Here is a 21,860-nt window from a genome sequence, read left to right as displayed (position 1 = left end):
AAACTATTGCCGGAAAGGCCCGCCGCGGACAGCCGCGGCGGGCCTTTCCGCTGCCCCGGGATCGGCCGCCGCGCCCCACGCGTCCGCGTCAGTATTTCGGTTCGGTAACGCGAACTCATATGCTTAGCTGGTGCCTTTGTAAGGATTTGGGGGGCGAGTAGTCGTGAGGAAACCGGTAAATGAGTAGTGTTCTGACAATCCGCGGAGGCGTCCCGCTAACAGGCCGTGTCAGCGTCCGGGGTGCCAAGAACCTTGTGCCCAAGGCCATGGTGGCTGCCCTGCTGGGCAACGAGCCTTCCGTGCTGCGGAACGTTCCGGAGATCAAGGACGTGGAGGTGGTCACCAGCCTGCTCCAGCTGCACGGCGTGACCGTCGAGAAGGACCCCGTCACCGGCGACCTGACCCTGGATCCCAAGGCGGCCAAGACGGCGCCGAGCACGGCCATCGACGCCCACGCCGGTGATTCCCGGATTCCCATCCTGCTGTGCGGACCCCTGATCCACGCGATCGGGGAGGCCTTCATCCCGGACCTGGGTGGCTGCAAGATCGGCGACCGGCCCATCGACTACCACCTGAACGTGCTGCGGCAGTTCGGTGCCGTCGTCGAGAAGCGCCCGGGCGGCATCCACATTTCCGCGCCCAAGGGGCTGCACGGCGCCAAGATCTCCCTGCCGTACCCCTCCGTCGGTGCCACGGAACAGGTCCTCCTGAGCGCAACGCGCGCCGAAGGCATCACCGAACTCTCCGGTGCCGCCACCGAGCCCGAAATCGTCGACCTCATTGCCGTGCTCCAGAAGATGGGCGCCATCATCAGCGTCCAGACGGACCGGACCATCCGCATCGAGGGTGTCCGCGACCTGGGCGGCTATAACCACCGGGCACTGTCTGACCGCAACGAGTCGGCCTCCTGGGCGTCGGCGGCGCTGGTGACGCGCGGCGACATCTTCGTCGAAGGTGCCTCGCAGCGGGACATGATGACCTTCCTGAACACCTTCCGCAAGGTGGGCGGCGGCATGGACATCGGCGAGGACGGCATCCGCTTCTACCACCGCGGCGGCAAACTCAGCCCCCTGGTCCTCGAAACGGACGTCCACCCGGGATTCATGACCGACTGGCAGCAGCCGCTCGTCGTAGCGCTGACCCAGGCCGAAGGCGTGTCCATCGTGCACGAGACCGTCTACGAGAACCGCTTCGGCTTCACGGACGCCCTCATCCGCATGGGCGCCAGTATCCAGGTCCACCGGGAATGCCTGGGCAGCGTGCCGTGCCGCTTCGGGCAGCGGAACTTCCTGCACTCCGCCGTCATCTCGGGTCCCACTCAGCTCAAGGGAACCGACATTGACGTGCCGGACCTCCGCGGCGGCTTCAGCCACCTGATCGCCGCCCTGGCCGCCACGGGCACCTCGCGGGTGACGGGCATCGACATCATCAACCGCGGCTACGAGCGGTTCACGGAGAAGCTGGCCGGGCTGGGCGCGGACTTCGACATCTCGTCGGCGAAGTAGCGGGGGCCCGGTGAAAGAATCGGCCAAAAGCCACATAACGTTCGTGATTATCGCCGGCATTGTCCGGCCGGTCCTGAACCTGATCATGAACAAGAAATGGGAGGGCACGGACAAACTTCCCGCGGGCGGATTCATCGCCGTGCCCAACCACTGCACCGAGATCGACCCCCTCGTGATCGGGCACATGCTGTACAGCAACAAGCGCGCCCCGCACTTCCTGGCGAAGTCGGGCCTCTTCAAGGTCCCGGTGGTTGGCCAGGTATTGCATGCCACCAAGCAGATTCCGGTGGAACGTTCGACGGCGGGGGCTAACCGCTCGCTGCAGCTCGCCCAGGAGATTGTGGCTGAAGGTGGAGCCATCATCATCTACCCCGAGGGTACGCTGACCCGCGATCCGGACCTGTGGCCGATGAAGGGTCACACCGGCGCCGCACGCCTGGCACTTGAGACCGGCATCCCGGTGGTGCCGATGGCGCACTGGGGCGCGCACGAGCTGTTTCCCCGCTACGCCAAGCGGTTCCACCTGTTCCCGCGCAAAACGTCCAGGATCCGGATCGGCGACCCCGTTGACCTTTCCCGGTTCGCGGGCCGGTCCCGGGACAAGGCCACCCTGGCCGAGGCCACGGACGTCATCATGGACGCCGTGACCGGGCTCCTGGCCGAACTCCGCGGGGAGCAGGCGCCGGCCCGGCGCTGGGACCCGACCGCCCACAACCAGACGAAGCACGGCCGCGACGTCGAGCGGGGCGGGAAATGACGCCTGTCCACGGCCGGCCCGGTTCGGCCGTGTCCGTGGCAGTCCTGGGCGCCGGTTCGTGGGGGACCACGTTCGCGAAAACCCTGGCCGACGCCGCCACCGCCTCGGGCGTTGACCGCCGGATCCGGGTTTGGGGACGCCGGGCGGAAGTCGTTGCTGAGATCAACAACAACCACCGCAACCCCCAGTACCTCGCGGACATCGACCTTCCGCCGAGCATTACCGCCTCCACGGACGTGGCGGAGGTGCTGTCCGGAGCTGACCTCGTGGTCCTCGCCGTTCCCGCCCAGTCGCTGCGGCTCCAGCTGCGCAAATGGAAGCCCCTGGTCGGGCCTGATGCCCTCGTGGTGTCCCTGATGAAGGGCCTCGAACTGGGCTCGGACGCACGGATGAGCGAGGTGATCGCCGAGGAACTTGACATTCCCGCCAACCGCATCGCCGTCGTCTCCGGCCCCAACCTGGCCATGGAGATCGCCCGGGAGGAGCCCACGGCCTCGGTCGTCGCCTGCCCCGACTCCGCCGCGGCCGGCTGGATCGCCAGAAGCTGCACCGCCCCGTACTTCCGTCCCTACACCACGTCTGACATCGTCGGCGTCGAGATCGGCGGAATCGTCAAGAACGTCATCGCGCTGGCCGTGGGCATCTGCGAGGGTAAGCAGATGGGGGACAACACCAAGGCCTCAGTGATTACCCGCGGCCTGGCCGAAACCTCCCGCCTGGCCCTGGCCCTTGGCGGCAAGGCCCACACCATGGCCGGGCTGGCCGGTCTCGGCGACCTGGTGGCAACATGCTCGTCGCCGCTGTCCCGGAACCACACCGCGGGCCGCCTGCTGGGACAAGGACTTACGCTTGACGAGGTCGCCCAGAAAATGACCCAGACGGCTGAAGGCATCAAGTCCGGCCAGGCCGTCCACGAACTGGCCGGCAAGCTCGGCGTCGAAATGCCCATCACGGCGGCCGTCGTCGCGGTCCTCGCCGGAAAATTGTCCGTTGACCAACTCGGGCCGCTGCTGCTGTCCCGGGAACTTAAAGCCGAAGGCGATTACTGACAGTGTCGGAAGAAAACTTGACCGCAGCGGACACAACGAACCAAAGCGCACCTGCCCCAGCCAAGCCGCGGGTCGCCGTCCTCTTTGGCGGCCGCTCCAGTGAGCATGCCGTCAGCTGCGTAACCGCTGCCGGAGTGCTGGGGGCCATCGACCGGAACAAGTACGACGTCGTTCCTATCGGCATCGCTAAATCCGGCCAGTGGGTGCTTGCGTCCGGGGACACAGCCCAGTGGTCCCTCTCCGCCACCTCGCTTCCCGAGGTCCCGCCGTCGGCCCAGACGGTAAGCCTCACGGAAATCGGCGGCGAGCACCAGCTCATCGTGACGGCCCCCAACGAAGTGCCGCAGGAACTTGGCGCCGTTGATGTGGTGTTCCCGCTGCTGCACGGGCCGTTCGGCGAGGACGGCACCATCCAGGGGCTCCTGGAACTCTCCGACACCCGCTACGTCGGCGCCGGCGTGCTGGCCTCAGCCGTGGGCATGGACAAGCACTTCATGAAGGTGGTTTTCGAGGCCGCCGGCCTGAAAGTGGGTCCGTACATCGCAGTGACCGATCGGCAGTGGCGCAATGATCCCGAATCCGTCCGCAAGCAGGTCGACCTGCTGGGCTTCCCGGTGTTCGTCAAGCCCGCCCGCGCCGGATCCTCGATGGGCATCTCCAAGGTCGATTCGCTCGACGCCCTGGACGCCGCAATCGAGGCGGCCCGGGAGCATGACCCGAAACTGGTGATTGAGGCCGGCATCGTGGGCCGGGAAATCGAATGCGCCGTGCTCGAGGGGCGCGGTGGCGATGCGCCCCGCACGTCACTGCCGGGCGAGATCTCCGTGGCCGCCGGTGAGCACGAGTTCTATGACTTCCAGGCCAAGTACGTGGATGACGCGGCCGCCCTGAGCTGCCCTGCGGACATGCCCGGGGAAGCGATTGCCCGCGTCCGCGAGCTCGCTGCCGCGGCGTTCGATTCAGTGGGAGCGGAGGGCCTGAGCCGGGTCGACTTCTTCTACACGCAGGACGGCGACCTCATCATCAACGAGATCAACACCATGCCCGGGTTCACCCCGAAAAGCATGTACCCGCAGATGTGGGCAGCCACCGGCCTGTCCTATCCGGACCTGATCGATGAGCTGATCCACCTGGCGCTGACCCGCAAAACGGGCCTGCGCTAGATTCCTGCCTACTTGCTGGTGGGCAGGTCCTGGACTTCCTGCTGGCCCACGCATTTGCGGCTGGCCTTGATCTTCGCGGCTGCGCCGGACAGATCAGCGAGGACAGTGGCCGAGCTGATCTTGTCCGGATCCATCAGGATTTCTGTGGCGGGTTCCCGGCCGTAGGTGGTCAGCGTCCACACGGGGTTGCCCTCCTTGATCACCCAGTCGACGTCGTTGACGCTGACGCAGCGGTCAGTGGTGGGCCCGGGGACGTTGACCCCGCACCGCAGGACCACCTGCGACGGGTCTCCCCAGGCGGCTGTGGCCTGGCTGTTCGTCTTCCGCAGGCGGGCATCGCCGATGGCATCCGGAAGTGCCACCATCATCGGCGCGCAGGCCGGATTGGCTGCGTCGGCGGCGGGGGCGACGTCGACGGCGGGTGAACAGCCGCCCAGCGCCAGTCCAGTGAGCGCGGCGGCCGCTGCCAGCCCAAGCCTGCGGACGGATTTCGGGGCAGGTTTCTGGGCAGCTTTGTGGACAGGCGGGTAATGCATCCTTCAAGCCTATCGTTCCGCGCGGAGCCGGACGGACCGCCGAAGTGCCGTCCGCACTCCTTGCTTGCCGGGGCGGAAACACGCCAGCCGAAAATGTCCGTCCGTGGCGGTAGCGTAGTGGCGTGCCCCAAACACCATTGACTGTCGCCCAACTGTCCGAAGCGGAGCTTCTGGCACGGATTTTCCCGCGCCTGGAACTCAGCGCCCTGCACAGTGCAGCCGTGGTCCTTGGACCGGGCGATGACGCCGCCATTGTTGCGGTTCCGGACGGCAGGACGGTCATCAGCATCGACACCCAGGTCCAGGACCAGGACTTCCGGCTTGAGTGGAACAACGGCTACCGGACCACCGGCTATGACGTCGGATGGAAAGCCGCCGCGCAGAACCTCAGCGACATCAACGCCATGGGCGCGTCGGCAACCTCCATGGTGGTCAGCCTGACCATGCCCCCGGCCACGCCGGTCGGATGGGTGGAGGACCTGGCGGACGGCCTCACCGCTGCCATCAGCAAGCTGGGGGCGGGCGCCTGCTCTGTCGCCGGCGGCGACCTTGGCCGCGGCCGCGAGCTGTCCGTCACGGTTGCAGTCCTCGGCACGCTCGACGGCGGCCAGCCGGTCCTGCGGTCAGGTGCCCGCGAAGGTGACACGGTGGCCATCGCCGGGCGGGCAGGCTGGGCCGCCGCCGGGCTGGCATTGCTGGAGTCCAGTCATCATGTGAGTTCCCTTACGCCAGAGCTGCTGTCACTGCTTGAGCTTCAGTGCCGGCCGGAGCCGCCCCTGGAGGCCGGGCCCCTGGCGCGCCTGTCCGGCGCCACGGCCATGATGGACATTTCCGACGGCCTGGTCCGGGACGGAACCAGGCTGGCCGTGGCAAGCGGCGTTGTGCTGGACCTGGATCCGGGGCAACTTGGCCGGCTCGCCGGGCCCCTCCGCCCGGCGGCCACCCTGCTGGGCGCCGACCCGCGCGCCTGGGTGCTCGGCGGCGGGGAAGACCACGGGCTTCTGGCCACATTCCCGGCGGGCGTGCAGGTGCCGCCCGGGTTTACTGGGATAGGCTCAGTACAGGCCTGCGGCGCAGACAAGGCGCCGGGCGTGACGATCGCGGGACGGACCGCTGACTCCGTGGGATGGGATCACTTTGCAGACTAAGGTTGCCGCGAACGCGCAAGCGATGAAGCGGTGGTTGGGCAAGGCCGAAACCGCACTGGGCAACCACAGCGACCGCCTGAATGCCATCAATATCTTCCCCGTGGCGGACGGTGACACCGGAACCAACCTGTACCTCACCGTCCGTGCCGCATCCCGGGCGCTGCAGGATGCCGCCGCCGAACCCGCCCCCGCCGGCCACCATGCACAGCACAATGACGTGGGTGCGGTTCTGGCGCGTGCCGGCCAGGCGGCGATGGAGCAGGCCAAAGGGAACTCCGGCACGCTGTTCTCCGTGTTCCTCTGCGCCGCGGCCGAACCGCTGGCCGGCCATGCCAGGCTGACCTCCTCGCTCCTCGCCGCCGCCCTCAACCGGGCTCAGATCAGGGCCTGGTCCGCGCTGAGCGACCCCGTTCCCGGCACCATGCTGTCCGTAATGGAAGCAGCAGGCCGGGCCGCGGCCGCCGTCGACGCAGGCCAGAACGGCAACGACAGCAACCACGCGCTGGGACTGGTCCTGGATGCGGCTGTGGAGGCTGCCCTTGAGGCCGTGGTCCGCACGGAGGGGCAGCTTGATGCCCTGCAGGCCGCGCACGTGGTGGACGCCGGCGGTGTGGGCATGCTGCTGATTCTGGATTGCCTCCGTTCGGCGGTGCTCGGCGAGGAGCTGCGCAGCGAACTGCTGGACGGCCTGCACGGCTACGACCTTCAGGACCCCCACATCCACACCGACATGCCGGACGACGACGGCGTTGAGGTCATGTGCACCATCAGCCTGTCCCCGCTGGACGCCGCCACGCTCCGGCAGCGCCTGGATGAACTCGGGGACTCCGTAATCATGAGCCAGGTCGGCCCTTCCGCGGACGCCGAGGGCCGGTACCGGTGGCGGGTCCACGTGCACGTCCCGGACGCGCTCCCCGCCCTTGCCATGATCAGGTCGCTGGGCGATCCGGCCGACGTGTCTGTCAGCGAGCTCGCCCTGCCCCGGGACCCGTCGGGAGAAGTGAGCGCAGAAGGACGATGAACGTCGAACTGGAACTCGGCCTGGAGCGCCGGGTCGGCAAGCGCTCCGCCGGCGTGATCGAAAAGCACCTGGGCATCACCACGGTGGGCGGCCTGCTCAACTACTATCCGCGCCGGTACCTCAACCGCGGTGAACTGACGCCCATCAGCGAACTGCCGCTCGACGAGGACGTCACCCTCATCGCCAGCGTCGTCTCCAACGGCACCCGGCAGATGCGCGCCCGGAAAGGCTCCATCACCGACGTCGTCATTACCGACGACGGCAGAACGGGCACGCTGAAGATCAGTTTCTTCAACGGCCGCCGCGCCAAGGCGGAGCTGCTGCCCGGCAGGCGGGCAATGTTCTCCGGGAAAGTGACGCGCTATGCAGGTTCCCTGGGACTCACGAACCCGAACTACCAGCTGCTGGATGAGGACCCGGATGTCCCGGGCATGGACCCGGAGAAGCTCGCAGCCATGCCCATCCCGATCTACCCGGCCACCGCACACCTCACCAGCTGGTCCATCCAGAAAGTCGTGAAAACCCTGCTGGAAACCGCGGACCTGAAAGCACTGCGGGATCCGCTGCCGGCGGCCATTTCGGCCCGCGAGAAATTCCTGCCGCTGCCCGAGGCCTACCGGCTCATCCATGCCCCGGAGACCGCGGAGGACTGGCGCACGGCCAGGGACCGGTTCCGTTACCAGGAGGCGCTGGTCCTCCAGTCCGCCCTTGCCCGGCGCCGCGCCCAGCTTGCTTCCGAGGAGGCCACCGCCCGGCGACCCGTGCCGGAGGGGCTGCTCGCGGCCTTCGACCGCCAGCTGCCGTTCACCCTGACCGCCGGCCAGTCCGCCGTCGGCAAGACCCTCTCCGCGGAGCTGTCGCAGGACGGGCCCATGAACAGGCTGCTGCAGGGCGAGGTCGGCTCCGGCAAAACCATCGTGGCGCTGCGGGCCATGCTCCAGGTGGTCGACGCCGGGGGACAGGCTGCGCTGCTGGCACCCACGGAAGTCTTGGCGGCACAGCACTTCGACTCCATCCGGCGCACCCTCGGCCCGCTGGCCCGCGACGGTCTCCTGGGCGGACTGGGTGACCATTCTGTGCAGGTCAGCCTGCTCACCGGCTCCATGCCCACCGCTGCGCGCAAGCAGGCGCTGCTCGACGCCGCTTCCGGAACCGCCGGGATCGTCATCGGCACGCACGCGCTGCTGAGCGACAACGTCACCTTCTTCGATCTGGGCCTCATCGTGGTGGACGAGCAGCACCGCTTCGGCGTGGAACAGCGCGATGCCCTGCGTGCCAAGGCCAGCAAGCCGCCGCACCTGCTGGTCATGACCGCCACTCCGATCCCCAGGACCGTAGCCATGACGGTGTTCGGCGACCTCGAAACGTCCGTGCTTGACGAACTGCCCGCAGGCCGGGCGCCCATCACCACACACGTCGTGGGACTCGCGGAGAACCCCGCCTGGGCAGCCCGCATCTGGACCCGGTCCCGTGAGGAGATCGAGTCAGGACACCAGGTGTACGTCGTGTGCCCCAAGATCGGGGCGGACGACGACGGCGACTTCACTCCCGGTGAAGCGGAACCTGATCCCGGGGAACTGGAGGGGGACGGATCCGCACGCGAGCTGGCTTCCGTGACCGCCGTCGTCGAGCACCTCAAAGTGGAACCGGCCCTGGCCGGAGTGGCGCTGGCGCCGCTCCACGGACGCCAGGACCCGGTGCTGAAGTCAGAGACCATGGCTTCCTTCACCGCCAACCAGACCAAGCTGCTCGTCTCCACCACCGTCATCGAGGTGGGCGTGGACGTGCACAACGCCACCCTGATGGTCATCCTGGACGCGGACCGCTTCGGCATCTCCCAGCTTCACCAGCTCCGCGGGCGCGTGGGCCGGGGCGGGCTGCCGGGCACGTGCCTGCTCGTGACCACGCTCGAACCGGGGCACCCGAGCCGGCGCAGGCTGGACGCCGTGGCGGCCACCACCGACGGATTCGAGCTGTCCCAGGAGGACCTGAAGCTGCGCCGCGAGGGCGACATCCTCGGAGCCTCGCAGTCCGGTGGCCGGTCCACGCTGAAGCTGCTCCGCGTGCTCGAGCACGAGGACATCATCGCCCGGGCCCGCCAGGACGCGCAGAAGATCGTCGCCGCAGACGCCGCCCTGACCGGCTACGCGGCGCTTGCCGAGGCCATTGACGAGTACCTGAATCCCGAGAAGGAGGCGTTCCTTGAACGCGGCTAGCACGAACCCCCTCCCGCCCGGGCCGGCACTGGCGGGGGCCGGGGCATGAGCAGGATTGTTGCCGGTGCCGCTGGCGGAACCCCGCTGGCCAACGTGTCGGGGTCCCTGACGCGACCCACCACGGACCGGGTCAAGGAGGCACTGTTTTCCCGGCTGGACGCGTTCGACGTGCTCGGCGGTGCCCGGGTCCTGGACCTGTACGCCGGGTCGGGGGCGCTTGGGGTGGAGAGCGCCAGCAGGGGGGCTGAAACCGTCGATCTCGTGGAGTTCGACGCGAAGGCCAGCGCCGTGTGCCAGCGCAACGCCGATCTCATCAACGGAGTCCTGGACCGCAAGGCCGTCACGGTCCACCGCTCCAAGGTGGAGTCCTTCCTCGACCGGGTCGCCGGGGACGCCAGATGGGACGTCGCCTTCCTGGATCCGCCATACCCCCTCGAAGAGCCGGCGCTGGCGTCTGTCCTGGAGAAGCTTGCACCGCACCTCAGCGAGGGTGCGGTGGTGGTGGTGGAACGCTCATCGCGGGCTACCGAACCCGGATGGCCGGAAGGACTGGAGCGCTTCGCCGAGAAGAAATACGGCGAGACCCGGCTGTGGTACGCCGAACCGTCCAGCGGCCAGGAAGTGGACGTCGCGCTGGCGGCCGAGGACTAGTTCCTTGTCTGAGGGGCGACGCTAGTCCCACAACCGGCTTAGTCCGACAACCGGTCCAGCTCCACTCCTGCCAGGACCTTGGCCGGATGGGGTCCGCGTGCCGTGAGGGCGGCGGACCACGGGGGCGGCCACGGCTTCCTGGTGCCGGCCAGGATGATGTTTCCCGGATATTTTCCCGTGAACATCCCGGATTCGGCACAGGCGGCGACGTCCGTCATGGCCCTTCGCAGCGCTGCCACCTGGCTCCGCACGAGCGTCAGGCCCGGCTCGTCGCCGACATTCACGATCAGCACGCCCCGTTCCGTGAGGCGTGCGGCGGCTTCCTGGTAGAACTCTGTGCAGGCGATATGCGCGGGCGCCTCCGGCCCGGAGAAGATGTCGAGGATGACGACGTCGAAACGGAGGTCCGCGGGCAGCTCCGACAGGGCGGCGCGCGCATCACCGATGACGGTGTGGAGGTTTGTGCCGTCCGGCAGCGGCAGCCGCTCGAGCACGAAGTGCAGCAGCTCCCGCTCCAGCTCGACGGCGTACTGCACGGAGCCGGGGCGGGTCGCCTGGATATACCGTGCCAGGGTCAGGGCGCCGGCGCCCAGGTGCAGCGCGCGGATGGGTTCACCCCACGGCGCGGCGAGGTCCACGATGTGCCCGATGCGGCGCAGGTATTCGTAGAAGATGTCCTCGGGATCGGCCAGGTCCACATGGGACTGCTCCGCTCCGCCGATGCTGAGCACGAACCCGCCGTCTGTATAGGTATCCGGTTCTATGACGGCGTGCTGGCCGGTGGCGCGCAGGAAGCGCGTGGCCCGGGCGCCGCCGTCGGCCATGGTCAGAGCCTGTCCTGGAGCGTCGCCAGCCGCGCGGCGGCTTCCTCGAGGACTTCGTCGCGCTTGCAGAACGCGAACCGCAGCAGGCTGCGCGTCCGCTCTGCGCCCTCGGGGTGGCAGAACACAGGCACCGGGATCGCCGCCACGCCCACCAGCCCGGGCAGGCGGCGGGCCAGGTCCACCGAGTCCCGGATGCCCAGCGGCGAGGTGTCCACGTTGACGAAGTAGGTGCCGTCGGGCGTGAACACGTCCAGGCCGGCCGCGCGCAGCCCCTCGCTCAGGATGTCGCGCTTCTTCCGCAGCGTGGCGGAGATGCCCTCGTAGAACTCGTCGGGCAGGGCCAGTCCGGTGGCAATGGCGCTCTGGAACGGGGTGCCGGAACTGTACGTGAGGAACTGCTTCACGGTCCGGACCGCCGCTACCAGGTGCTCGGGGCCGCTCAGCCAGCCGACCTTCCAGCCGGTGAAGGAGAACGTTTTGCCCGCCGAGGAGATGGTGACCGTCCTGTCGGCGGCCCCCGGCAGCGTGGCCACCGGTATGTGCCGGACGCCGAACGTGAGGTGTTCGTAAACCTCGTCGGTGATGATGATCGCGTCATGCTTCCGGGCGAGGTCGACGACGCGCTGAAGCACCTCGCGCGGGAAGACCGCGCCGGTGGGGTTATGCGGGTTGTTCAGCAGCACGACTTTGGTGCGGTCGGTGAAGGCCGCTTCGAGGGCTGCGGAATCAGGCAGGAAATCGGGGGCCAGCAGAGGGGCAGTGACATGCGTGGCGCCGGAGAGCCCAATGATCGCGCCGTAGGAGTCGTAGAACGGCTCGAAGGTCAGGACCTCATCGCCGGGGCCGACGAAGGCCAGCAGGGACGCAGCGATTGCCTCGGTGGCGCCGGTGGTGACGATGATTTCAGTGTCCGGGTCCGGTTCCAGTCCGTAGAACCGGTTCTGGTGTGCGGACACGGCCTTCCGGAGCTGGGGGATCCCCTTGCCGGGCGCGTACTGGTTGGAGCCTTCGGCGATCGCGGCCTGGGCGGCCGCCTTGATCTCCGCGGGGCCGTCCTCGTCGGGGAAACCCTGCCCCAGGTTGATGGCGCCGGTCTGCAGGGCCAGCGTGGTCATCTCCTCGAAGATCGTCACGCCCAAAGCGCCGTCACTTGCCAGCAGGTTCGCCCCGGTGGCCGCACGCTGCCAGGGTGCCGGAAGTGTTTGTGTCATAGGTTTCCTGCCTGTCTGTTCAGCACTCTCTTCAGCCGCGGGCGCGTGGGCGGCCGGTGCCCCAGTCATGGTATCCCGGGCCGCCGATACGGTAGGTTCGGAGCATGAGACGCGCCGTATGCCCAGGCTCCTTCGACCCCATCCACAATGGACACCTCGAGGTCATCGCCAGAGCCGCGAGCCTGTTTGATGAAGTGATCGTCGCCGTGTCCACCAACTATGCCAAGAAGTACCGTTTTCCGCTCGAGGAACGGATCGAGATGGCCAGGGAGACGCTGGCCTCCCTTCGGGGCATCGTCGTGGAACCCGTCGGGGAAGGGCTCCTGGCGGAGTACTGCCGGCAGCGCGGAGTGTCCGCCATCGTGAAGGGGCTGCGGTCGTCGTCGGACTTTGACTACGAACTGCCCATGGCGACGATGAACCGCCAGCTGAGCGGAGTGGAGACCGTGTTCCTCCCGGCGGAAGCGCACTACCTTCACCTGTCATCGACCCTGATCAAGGAAGTGGCCACCCTCGGCGGCAGTGTCTCTGAGTACGTGCCCAGGTCGGTGCTGAAACGGCTTCTTTCGGGCGCGCCTTGAGCAGCCCAGCCCGTCAGGGGGTAGGCTTGTCCGGTACGTTTCCGGTGCACGCCGGCCGCGTGCCCCGGCGTGGCATCCGGTTTGAGTCCGTCAGGGAGTTCAGGCTAAGATGGTACGTCGGTCATATGTTCAACAGGAGTTCTCATTAAGCGAGATGCAAGTTCGCCCTTGATGTTCGATGTCAAGGACCTCGGACGCAGTCCGGGGAGCATGCGTACACTGACGGAACATGTACCCGCGCCGGGGGATCTCGGCGTGGCGCTCATTGGCGTTCAGGAAGGCTCGGATATCGAGCTCGACCTGAGGCTTGAGGCCGTACACGAAGGAATTCTGGTATCAGGAACCGCGTTCGCCGAAGTTAAAGGTGAGTGCGGCCGATGCCTGGATCCCCTTGCGTATGACCTTGAGGTCAATGTGCAAGAACTTTTCTTCTACGAAGGCGCACTGCCTTCCGACGAGGAAGACGATGAAGAGCAACGTCGAGTCGAGCACGATCTGATCGATCTTGAGCCGGTGTTGCGGGACGCAGTTGTTACCATGCTGCCGTTCCAGCCGGTGTGCCGGGAAGACTGCCAGGGCCTGTGTTCCGAATGTGGAGCGCGCCTGGAAGACGAGCCGGGGCACCACCACGAGGTCGTAGATCCTCGCTGGGCTGCCCTAGCTGATCTGGCTAAGCCTGACCGGCAAAATTGATTTGTAAGTGTTTTTCTAGAGAGAAATGAGTTAGCCGTGGCTGTTCCCAAGCGGAAAATGTCTCGCTCGAATACCCGCGCCCGCCGCTCCCAGTGGAAGGCAACTGCCCCCCACCTGGTGAAGACCATCGAGAACGGCCAGGTCACCTACAGCCTGCCGCACCAGGCAAAGGTCGTCACCGACTCGGCTGGCACTGCGCTGTTCCTTGAGTACAAGGGCCGCAAGGTCGCGGACGTCTAATCGGCCTCCAAGCTGATCAGGATGTCTTCAACTGAAGAGCTTCTGAAGCGTCTCGGTGTCTTCATTGACGCCGGGACGCTTCGTCTTGCTCTGACACACCGTTCGTACGCCTACGAAAACGGCGGCATACCCACCAACGAGCGCCTTGAGTTCCTGGGCGACTCCATCCTGGGCTTCTCCGTCACCGATGCGCTGTACCGCGACAACCCCACGCTTCCCGAGGGCGACCTCGCCAAGCGCCGGTCGGCCGTGGTGAGTACCCGGGCTCTCGCCGGCATCGGCCGCAGCCTGGGCATCGGGGATTACATTTACCTCGGCCAGGGGGAGAAGCTCACCGAAGGCAAGAACAAGGCCTCGATTCTGGCCGACACCATGGAAGCCCTCATTGGCGCCACCTACGTGTCCAACGACATCGAGACCGCCCGCCAGCTGGTGATGCGGCTGATCGGACCGCTCCTGAAGGACGCCGCCGCCCTCGGTGCCGGCACGGACTGGAAAACCAGCATCCAGGAGCTGGCCGCCGGACGGCAGCTGGGCAGCATCTACTACGCTGTGGAGGGCTCCGGCCCGGACCACGCGCGTACCTTTGTCGCCGTACTCCAGATCGGCGGAACCGCCTACGGAAAAGGCTCCGGCCACTCCAAGAAGGAAGCCGAGCAGGAAGCTGCCGCGGATGCCTGGCGGAAGCTTTCCGGTGCGGAAGCCAAAGCCTCGGGTGCCGAGTCTGCACTCGCTGGCGCGGACCCTGCAGCGGAGGACGCCAAGGCGGCCCCGTCGGATTCCGCCGCGGGCAGCTAAGCGCCCGTGCCTGAACTTCCCGAAGTCGAGGTGGTCCGCCGCGGCCTGGTCAACTGGGTGCGCGGCCGGACCATCACCGGCGTTGACGTGGTTGACCCCAGGTCCGTCCGCCGGCACGCCCTGGGACCCGAGGATTTCGCCGGGGACCTTGAGGGAGCCAAGGTCCTCGACGTCGTCCGCCGGGGCAAGTTCCTCTGGATGCCGCTGCAGGAGGACGGCGCCCCGCGCGCTCATGGCGGTTCGGGCAGTGCCAATTCCGGGGTGCCGGGCGTCGCCCTCATGGCCCACCTTGGCATGAGCGGGCAGCTCCTGATGCAGGACAGCTCCGCTCCGGACGAGAAGCACCTGAAGATCCGCCTGCGGCTGAGCCCGGCGGGAACCATGCCGGAGCAGCTGCGGTTCGTGGACCAGCGGATCTTCGGCGGCCTGTTCGTCACCACGCTCGTTCCCACGGATGACGGCGGGCCCGGCGGGATCGCGGAGGACCCGGTGCCGGTCATTGCGGAGGAAGCCTCACACATCGCGCGCGACCCCCTGGATCCGCACTTTTCCTTTGACACTTTCTACCGCCGCCTCCGGAAGCGGAAGACCGGACTCAAACGCGCACTGCTGGACCAGGGGCTCGTCTCCGGGATCGGCAACATCTACGCTGACGAGGCCCTGTGGCGGGCAAAGCTGCACTATGCGCGGCCCACCGACACCCTCCGGCGGGCCGACGCCGAGCGCGTGCTCGCCGCCGCCCGCGACGTGATGACCGATGCCCTGGCCGCCGGCGGGACCAGCTTCGATTCCCTGTACGTCAACGTCAATGGCGCGTCCGGCTATTTTGAGCGGTCGCTCAACGCTTACGGCAGGGAGGGTGAGGAATGCCGCCGCTGTGCGGCTGCGGGGATCCGCAGCATCCTGAAGCGCGAGCAGTTCATGAACCGTTCCTCCTACACCTGCCCCGTGTGCCAGCCGCGGCCACGCAATGGCCGCTGGTGACAATTGCCACCCAGCTTCGGAGGGCCCGAAGCGCCGTAAATCCGGGGATCCCGGCCCGCCAGCCACTAGATTTGGTGGATGACAAGCAGCCGCTGCCGCCACCTATGGAGATCTGAAAAACTTTGCACCTCAAAAGTCTGACCGTCCGGGGCTTCAAGTCGTTTGCGTCGGCCACGACGTTCGACTTTGAGCCTGGCGTCACGGCAGTCGTCGGTCCCAACGGCTCGGGCAAGTCCAATGTGGTGGACGCCCTTGCCTGGGTCATGGGCGAGCAGGGCGCCAAGACCCTCCGCGGCGGCAAAATGGAGGACGTCATCTTTGCCGGCACGTCCGGCCGCCCGCCGCTGGGCCGCGCGCACGTCTCGCTCACCATCGACAACACCGACGGCGCCCTGCCGATCGAATACAGCGAAGTCACCATCTCCCGCACGCTGTTCCGCACCGGCGGTTCCGAGTACGCCATCAACGGCTCGGCTTGCCGGCTCCTGGACATCCAGGAACTCCTCTCCGACTCCGGACTCGGCCGCGAAATGCACGTCATCGTGGGACAGGGCCAGCTGGACCGGGTGCTGCACGCCACTCCCGAGGACCGCAGGGGCTTCATCGAAGAAGCCGCCGGCATCCTCAAACACCGGCGGCGCAAGGAGAAGACCGTCCGCAAGCTGGAGGCGATGCAGGCCAACCTCCAGCGGCTCAGCGACCTGACCGCGGAAATCCGCCGGCAGCTCACGCCCCTCGGCAAGCAGGCCGAGGTGGCACGGCGCGCGCAGACCGTCCAGTTCGAGGTCCGCGATGCCCGGGCCAGGCTGCTGGCCGATGACCTGGTCCAGCTCCAGAACACCCTGGCACAGGACATCGCCGACGAGTCTGCGCTCAAGGCGCGGCGCGCCGTCGTCGAAACCCAACTCGACGAGGGACGCAGGGGGCAGGCGTCCCTGGAGCAGCTCGCGGCCGAGGCGACCCCCCGGCTGAACGCCGCCCGGGACACGTGGTACCAGCTCTCCGCCGGACGGGAACGCCTGCGTTCGCTCGCGTCCCTGGCCCAGGAACGCTGCCGCCTGCTTGGCTCCGCAGACCCGGCGCCGGAGCCGGGCAGGGACCCGGAACAGCTGGAGCGGCAGGCCGCACGGGTCCGCGGCGAGCAGGCGGAGCTGGAAAGGGACATCCTCGAAGGACGCGCCGCGCTGGATGCCGCCACTGCCGCCAAGTCAGCGGCCGAGGACGCCGCCGCGGCCGAGGAGAAGCGGCTCACCGCCGCGCTGCGGGCCGCCGCCGACCGGCGTGAGGGCCTGGCACGCCTGGCGGGCCAGGTGGGGGCAGCACGGTCAAAGGTGGAATCTGCCCAGGCCGAAGTCGGCAGGCTGCGCGAATCCCTTGCCGCCGGCGATGAGCGCCGCCGGCACGCCCAGTTCGAGTTCACCGCGCTCGAATCCCAGGTGGCGGGGGTCGAGGACGGCGAGGAAACCCTTGACGCCGAATACGAGGACGCCAGCGCCGCCCTCGACGGCATCCTCGTTGAGATCGATTCGCTCAAGAGCACCGAACGCGACGCCGTCCGTGAACGGGACGCGCTGAAGGCGCGGCACGAAGCCCTGCAGCTGGGACTCAACCGCAAGGACGGCTCCGAGCATGTCCTCGGTGCCGGGGTGCCCGGCACCATTGGCCCGCTGGCGGCGGCCCTGACCGTTGAACCGGGCTATGAGGCCGCCGTTGCGGCAGCCCTGGGCAGCGCTTCGGACGCCATCGTGGTGCGGGATGCCGAAACGGCAGCAGAACTGGTGCGCCTCCTGCGGGACGACGACGCCGGCCGGGCCACACTGCTGCTCGAGGCCGCTTCCCCTCCCGCAGGAACGCCAGCTACCGAAGGCGCTGCCGCATCCTGTGCGCTGCCGGCCGGTGCCCGTCCGGCAGCGGACCTGGTGACGGCCTCCGGAACCACGGCGGAGGCCGTGCGGATACTGCTCGCTGCCACCGCCGTCGTCGGGGACCATGACACCGCGGCGGACCTCGTCGCCCGGCACCCCGACCTCACCGCCGTGACCCTGGCAGGCGACGTGTTCACCGCTTTGACTGTCACCGGCGGTTCCGCGAAGGCGCCCTCGCTGCTTGAGGTTCAGGCGGCCGTCGACGACGCCGCGTCCCGGCTGACGGCCGTCACCGCCGGGCTGGAACAGTGCCGCTTTGCCCTCGCTGCCGCCGAGGCCCGCCGCTCTGAAGCGCAGGAACGGGCGGACGCCGCGCTGGATCGCCTGCACGAATCGGATGCCCGGCTGGCCGCAGTAGCCGAACGGCTGGGCCACCTCAACTCGGTCCTGCGCAGCGCCGTCGGCGAAAGCGAACGGCTGGCGGCGTCGCTGGCCCGTGCCGAGGCAAACATCGTCACCGAACAGGAGGCGCTGACGGCGGTGACCGCCCGGCTGGCGGCGGCCCAGGAGGCCCCGGCCGAGGAGGAACCGTCCACCGGGCAGCGTGATGCGCTGGCCCTGGCCGCGTCGCAGGCGCGGTCCGCCGAAATGGAAGCCCGGCTGTCGCTGCGCAGCCGGGAAGAACAGCTCACAGCCATCCGCAACAGGGCCACCTCGCTGGAACGCGCGGCGGCCGCGGAACGCAGGGCGCGTGAGCAGGCGGCCGAGCGGGCGCGCCGTCGAAGGATCCAGGCCAGGCGGGCGGCGGCAGTCTCGGCCGCGGCGGAACAGCTGATCCGCTTCAGCGATGTCTCCGTGGAGCTGGCCAGCCGGGAACGGGACCACGCCGAGCAGGTACGGGAGCGGCGGGACCGTGAACTGGCCAATATCCGCACGGCGAACGATGCGCTGGCCCGCGAACTGGCGGAACTGACTGACTCGGTTCACCGCGACGAGCTGGCCCGTGCCCAGCAGCGGCTCCGGATCGAGGCGCTGGAAACGAAGTCGGTGGACGAGCTGGGACTGACCGCGGACCAGCTCGTGGCAGACTACGGGCCGGACCAGCCGGTGCCCCTGCCCGCGGCCGCTTCCACGGACAAATGGGCGGCGCTGCGGGCCCCGGTCGACGCCGGGGGCCAGCCGGTGGTGGAAGGCGTGCCGTTCGTCCGCGCGGAGCAGGAAAAGCGGCTCCGCAAGGCCGAACGTGACCTGTCGTCGCTGGGCAAGGTCAACCCCCTGGCGCTGGAGGAATTCGCCGCTCTGGAGGAACGCCACCAGTTCCTCAGCACGCAGCTGGAGGACCTCAGAGCCAGCCGCAAGGACCTGCTGGACATCATCAAGGAAGTCGATGACCGCGTGCAGAAGGTCTTCTCGGAGGCCTTCGCGGACACCTCGGCCCAGTTCGTGCGTGTCTTCGGCCGGCTCTTCCCCGGCGGCGAGGGCAGGCTGGTGCTGACCGATCCCGCGGACATGCTCACCACCGGCATTGAGGTCGAGGCCAGGCCCGCGGGCAAGAAGATCAAACGGCTGTCCCTGCTGTCCGGCGGCGAACGGTCACTGACCGCAGTGGCCCTGCTCGTGGCCATCTTCAAGGCCCGGCCGTCGCCGTTCTACGTCATGGACGAGGTTGAAGCCGCCCTCGATGACACAAACCTCAGCCGGCTCATTACGATCTTTGAAGAGCTCCGGGAATCCAGCCAGCTGATTGTGATCACGCACCAGAAGCGGACCATGGAGGTGGCCGACGCGCTTTACGGCGTGACGATGCGGGGCGACGGCGTGTCCACCGTCATCAGCCAGCGGCTCGGAGCTGACGTCTAGGGTCCTCCAGGACGACGGCGCCCCGGCCGTCCGTGCCGCCTGCGGCTTGTGAGAAGCTAGGGGTGTGAATGACATCATCCCCATTCTTCTGCCCATTCTTGCTGCCCTGGTAGTCATCGGCGGGCTGGTCCCGGTGCTGATGAAGGCCCGGAAATCCGGCAACCAGTACCGCGGCACCCGGGACGCCAACGACCCCGTTGAGCCCCTCGGGGGCGGAGGGACCCTTCTCGAGGACCGCCCGGCCGCGCCCACCGCGCCTGCTGACCGCCAGGCTCCTGACGCCGTCGACCTTGAAGGGCTGGAAGGCGAGGTTCCGGATGACGCTGCCGGCCTGGAAGCCATCCCGGTGGAGACTCCGCTGCCCGTGGCCGGGCGGCTCACCCGTCTCCGGGAACGCCTGGTCAAGTCCAACAACGTCCTCGGCAAGGGCCTGCTGGCACTGCTCTCCAGCGACAAGATCGACGAGAACGTCTGGGACGAGGTGGAGGAGACCCTGCTCCTGGCCGACCTCGGCACCGAACCGACCATGCAGCTGGTGGACGCGCTCCGCGAACGCGTCAAGGTCCTGGGCGCGCGCGACCCCGAGCACGTCAAGGCACTGCTCCGGGAGGAGCTCATCAAGATCGTGGATCCCTCCATGGACAGGAGCCTGCGGATTGACCGGCACGCCGACCGGCCCGCCGTCATGATGGTGGTCGGCGTCAACGGCGTGGGCAAGACCACCACGGTGGGCAAGCTGGCCCGTGTCCTCGTTGCGGAGGACAAGGACGTCCTGCTCGGCGCGGCAGACACCTTCCGTGCCGCAGCCGCCGAGCAGCTGGCCACCTGGGGACAGCGCGTGGGGGTTCCCACCGTGAAGTCCGACATCGACGGCGCGGACCCGGCGTCCGTGGCCTACGAGGCCGTCAAGGCAGGCATCGACCAGGAAGTCGACGTCGTCATGATCGACACCGCCGGCCGCCTGCAGAACAAAGTGGGCCTGATGGACGAACTCGGCAAGGTCAAGCGCGTCATCGAAAAGCTGGCCGAGGTTGACGAGGTCCTCCTGGTGCTGGACGCCACCACCGGCCAGAACGGGCTCAACCAGGCCCGGGTCTTCGCCGAGGTCGTCAACATCACCGGCATCGTGCTGACCAAGCTGGACGGAACCGCGAAGGGCGGCATCGTCGTCGCCATCCAGAAGAGCCTCGGCGTGCCCGTCAAGCTCATCGGCCTCGGCGAGGGCGCGGACGACCTCGCACCGTTCGAGACCGAGGGTTTCGTCGACGCCCTCCTGAACTAGTCCGAACCCCAAGTAGGTAGCAGCAGGGGGCGTTCCCAGCCGTGGGAACGCCCCCTGCTGCTACACAGTTGGGTTAGTCCGCTGCACCGTCTCCCGCGCGGCCAGCCAGCCCAGGGCGGCGACCAGCAGCACGGCGCCGGTCGCAGCGAACGCCCAGCTGTAACCAAACCGGTCCGCCAGCAGGCCAACCAGCACTGGTCCGAGGATGGCGCCGATGTCGGAGGTCATCTGGTAGGCCGCCAGCACCGGTCCGCCCGAGCGTTCGCGGCCGATCACATCGGCAACCGCCGCCTGCTGCGCCGGGTTCAGCATTCCGGCACCCACTCCCGCCAGCATCGACGCAGCGAGGAACCATCCGAGCCCCTGGGTGAGTCCGATCCCCGCGGTGGCCGCGCCGGTGACCACGAGCCCGGCCACCATCATCGGCTTCCGGCCCAGGCTGTCCGCCAGCCGGCCCGATACGGTCAGGGCGAGGGCGTTCCCGGCAGCGAAGACTGCCAGCGCCCAGCCGGCCGCCCCTGGGCCGGAGCCCAGGGCCGTGACGGCAAACAGCGGCACCGTGGCCATGCGCACGCCAAACGTCGCCCAGCCATTCGCGAAGCTGGAGAGCATGGCTGCCCGGTAGGCGCTGTCGCCGACGGCCTCGCCGAGTTTCATGGCCGGCGCGCCCGTTGCCTCGCCTCGGGCTGACCCGGGTACATGGCTGAGCTGCGTCTGCACCACCAGGGCCGCGAGGACGAGGGCGCCGGCGTAGGCCAGGAACGGGACGCGCAGGCCGAAGCCCGCCAGCAGGCCGCCGACGATCGGCCCGCAGACGTTGCCGATCAGGAACGCCGACGCGTACGCACCCGATACCCGGCCACGGCTCTCCGGCGGCGCCAGCCTGATGACCAAGGCCATCGAGGCCACTGTGAACATGACCGACCCCGCGCCGCCCAGCCCGCGGAACACCAGCAGCTGCCAGTAGCTCTGGGCAAAGGCGCAGGCGGCGGTGGACGCCGCCACGATGAGCAGCCCGGCTACGTAGACCGGCCGCTCGCCGAGCCTGCCGATGAGGGCGCCGCCGGCGGGCGCGAACAGCAGCCGCATGAACGCAAAGATACTTACGATGACGGCGGCGGCCGTAGCCCCGACGTCGAACGTGGTGGCGAACTGAGGCAGCACCGGAGCCACGAGGCCGAAGCCCAGCGCGATTAGGAAGGCTGCGACCAGCATCACCTTGATGTCACGTGGCAGCGGAGTGCCGTCGGTGCGGCGGCCCACACTGAACCGGGGTTTGCCCGCGGCGTTACGGGGGAGTGGCGTCATGAAGCGGGGAATCCTTGCGAAACGGGCGGGACGGGCATTTGTGGCGGCTGAAACATAACCGTAACAAGCAGGATATGCACCATTTACGTCAGGGAGGTTGTTGTAACAGACCGGCAATCTAAATCCTCCGCCAGCGAAACACACCGCGGCAAAACTTGATTCAGGACG

18 protein-coding genes and 1 pseudogene are annotated in these 21,860 nt (G+C 68.0%); 15 read left to right on the top strand and 4 right to left on the bottom strand.

Translation table 11 applies throughout. The annotated features are described in order from the left end of the window. Positions 1-179: 179 nt before the first annotated feature. From murA to ACFRAU_RS05275, 4 genes are read left to right on the top strand one after another with little or no spacing between them, the layout of a single operon-like run. Complete coding sequence (gene murA / locus ACFRAU_RS05290; protein ID WP_307103597.1) at positions 180-1,505, top strand: UDP-N-acetylglucosamine 1-carboxyvinyltransferase; 1,326 nt, start codon at positions 180-182, stop codon at positions 1,503-1,505. Between the two features lie 10 nt (positions 1,506-1,515). Continuing rightward, positions 1,516-2,262, top strand: a complete 747-nt coding sequence (locus tag ACFRAU_RS05285) for a lysophospholipid acyltransferase family protein (RefSeq protein ID WP_377999109.1) — start codon at positions 1,516-1,518, stop codon at positions 2,260-2,262. Continuing rightward, positions 2,259-3,311, top strand: a complete 1,053-nt coding sequence (locus ACFRAU_RS05280; RefSeq protein ID WP_377999108.1) for an NAD(P)H-dependent glycerol-3-phosphate dehydrogenase — start codon at positions 2,259-2,261, stop codon at positions 3,309-3,311. The genes ACFRAU_RS05285 and ACFRAU_RS05280 overlap by 4 nt, the downstream gene beginning before the upstream one ends. A gap of 17 nt (positions 3,312-3,328) precedes the next feature. Further along, positions 3,329-4,474, top strand: coding sequence for a D-alanine--D-alanine ligase family protein (locus ACFRAU_RS05275; protein WP_377995537.1), 1,146 nt, complete (start codon positions 3,329-3,331; stop codon positions 4,472-4,474). Positions 4,475-4,482: 8 nt separating this feature from the next. Here ACFRAU_RS05275 and ACFRAU_RS05270 read toward each other — a convergent pair whose 3' ends face one another. Next, entirely contained in the window at positions 4,483-5,010 is a 528-nt protein-coding gene (locus ACFRAU_RS05270) for a DUF3515 family protein (protein ID WP_377999107.1), read from the bottom strand. Positions 5,011-5,132: 122 nt separating this feature from the next. Here ACFRAU_RS05270 and ACFRAU_RS05265 point away from each other — a divergent pair, with 122 nt between their 5' ends. From ACFRAU_RS05265 to rsmD, 4 genes are read left to right on the top strand one after another with little or no spacing between them, the layout of a single operon-like run. Next, the gene (locus ACFRAU_RS05265) at positions 5,133-6,158 is read left to right on the top strand and encodes a thiamine-phosphate kinase (protein ID WP_377995535.1); all 1,026 of its coding nucleotides are present in this window, start codon (positions 5,133-5,135) and stop codon (positions 6,156-6,158) included. Positions 6,159-6,180: 22 nt separating this feature from the next. Then, the gene (locus ACFRAU_RS05260) at positions 6,181-7,179 is read left to right on the top strand and encodes a DAK2 domain-containing protein (RefSeq protein WP_377999106.1); all 999 of its coding nucleotides are present in this window, start codon (positions 6,181-6,183) and stop codon (positions 7,177-7,179) included. After that, positions 7,176-9,395 carry an ATP-dependent DNA helicase RecG gene (locus ACFRAU_RS05255; RefSeq protein ID WP_377999105.1) on the top strand — a complete coding sequence of 740 codons (2,220 nt, stop codon included), beginning with the start codon at positions 7,176-7,178 and terminating at the stop codon, positions 9,393-9,395. Before ACFRAU_RS05260 ends, ACFRAU_RS05255 begins: the two co-directional genes overlap by 4 nt. A gap of 45 nt (positions 9,396-9,440) precedes the next feature. Beyond that, the gene (rsmD, locus tag ACFRAU_RS05250; protein WP_377999104.1) at positions 9,441-10,046 is read left to right on the top strand and encodes a 16S rRNA (guanine(966)-N(2))-methyltransferase RsmD; all 606 of its coding nucleotides are present in this window, start codon (positions 9,441-9,443) and stop codon (positions 10,044-10,046) included. A 38-nt stretch (positions 10,047-10,084) separates the two neighbouring features. Here rsmD and ACFRAU_RS05245 read toward each other — a convergent pair whose 3' ends face one another. Continuing rightward, the gene (locus ACFRAU_RS05245; RefSeq protein ID WP_377999103.1) at positions 10,085-10,870 is read right to left on the bottom strand and encodes a spermidine synthase; all 786 of its coding nucleotides are present in this window, start codon (positions 10,868-10,870) and stop codon (positions 10,085-10,087) included. A gap of 2 nt (positions 10,871-10,872) precedes the next feature. Beyond that, positions 10,873-12,081: an aminotransferase class I/II-fold pyridoxal phosphate-dependent enzyme gene (locus tag ACFRAU_RS05240; RefSeq protein ID WP_377999102.1), complete on the bottom strand. Its 1,209-nt coding sequence runs from the start codon at positions 12,079-12,081 to the stop codon at positions 10,873-10,875. Between the two features lie 104 nt (positions 12,082-12,185). Between ACFRAU_RS05240 and coaD the strand changes: the two are divergent. From coaD to ftsY, 7 genes and pseudogenes are all read left to right on the top strand, one after another. After that, positions 12,186-12,682 (top strand): annotated as a pseudogene (gene coaD / locus ACFRAU_RS05235) (pantetheine-phosphate adenylyltransferase); the annotation flags it as partial. Between the two features lie 148 nt (positions 12,683-12,830). Continuing rightward, entirely contained in the window at positions 12,831-13,355 is a 525-nt protein-coding gene (locus tag ACFRAU_RS05230; protein ID WP_377995529.1) for a YceD family protein, read from the top strand. 36 nt (positions 13,356-13,391) lie between these two features. After that, entirely contained in the window at positions 13,392-13,595 is a 204-nt protein-coding gene (rpmF, locus tag ACFRAU_RS05225; RefSeq protein ID WP_003806041.1) for a 50S ribosomal protein L32, read from the top strand. A 21-nt stretch (positions 13,596-13,616) separates the two neighbouring features. After that, positions 13,617-14,393, top strand: coding sequence for a ribonuclease III (gene rnc / locus ACFRAU_RS05220; RefSeq protein ID WP_377999101.1), 777 nt, complete (start codon positions 13,617-13,619; stop codon positions 14,391-14,393). 6 nt (positions 14,394-14,399) lie between these two features. Next, on the top strand, positions 14,400-15,377 hold the full coding sequence (gene mutM / locus ACFRAU_RS05215) for a bifunctional DNA-formamidopyrimidine glycosylase/DNA-(apurinic or apyrimidinic site) lyase (protein ID WP_377999100.1): 978 nt from the start codon (positions 14,400-14,402) through the stop codon (positions 15,375-15,377). A 122-nt stretch (positions 15,378-15,499) separates the two neighbouring features. Next, positions 15,500-19,102, top strand: a complete 3,603-nt coding sequence (smc, locus tag ACFRAU_RS05210) for a chromosome segregation protein SMC (RefSeq protein WP_377999099.1) — start codon at positions 15,500-15,502, stop codon at positions 19,100-19,102. A gap of 64 nt (positions 19,103-19,166) precedes the next feature. Then, a complete protein-coding gene (gene ftsY / locus ACFRAU_RS05205) occupies positions 19,167-20,384 on the top strand; it encodes a signal recognition particle-docking protein FtsY (protein ID WP_377995525.1) in 1,218 nt (405 codons plus the stop codon). A 60-nt stretch (positions 20,385-20,444) separates the two neighbouring features. On the opposite strand, the gene ACFRAU_RS05200 is transcribed toward ftsY, so the two are convergent. After that, positions 20,445-21,692, bottom strand: a complete 1,248-nt coding sequence (locus tag ACFRAU_RS05200) for an MFS transporter (RefSeq protein WP_377999098.1) — start codon at positions 21,690-21,692, stop codon at positions 20,445-20,447. Positions 21,693-21,860 lie beyond the last annotated feature (168 nt).

The organism is Arthrobacter sp. NPDC056691 (genome assembly GCF_042791415.1).
In the GTDB taxonomy this organism is placed as follows: domain Bacteria; phylum Actinomycetota; class Actinomycetes; order Actinomycetales; family Micrococcaceae; genus Arthrobacter.
Note: the sequence above shows the minus strand (reverse complement) of the source record. Positions and strands in the feature narration are given on the sequence as shown.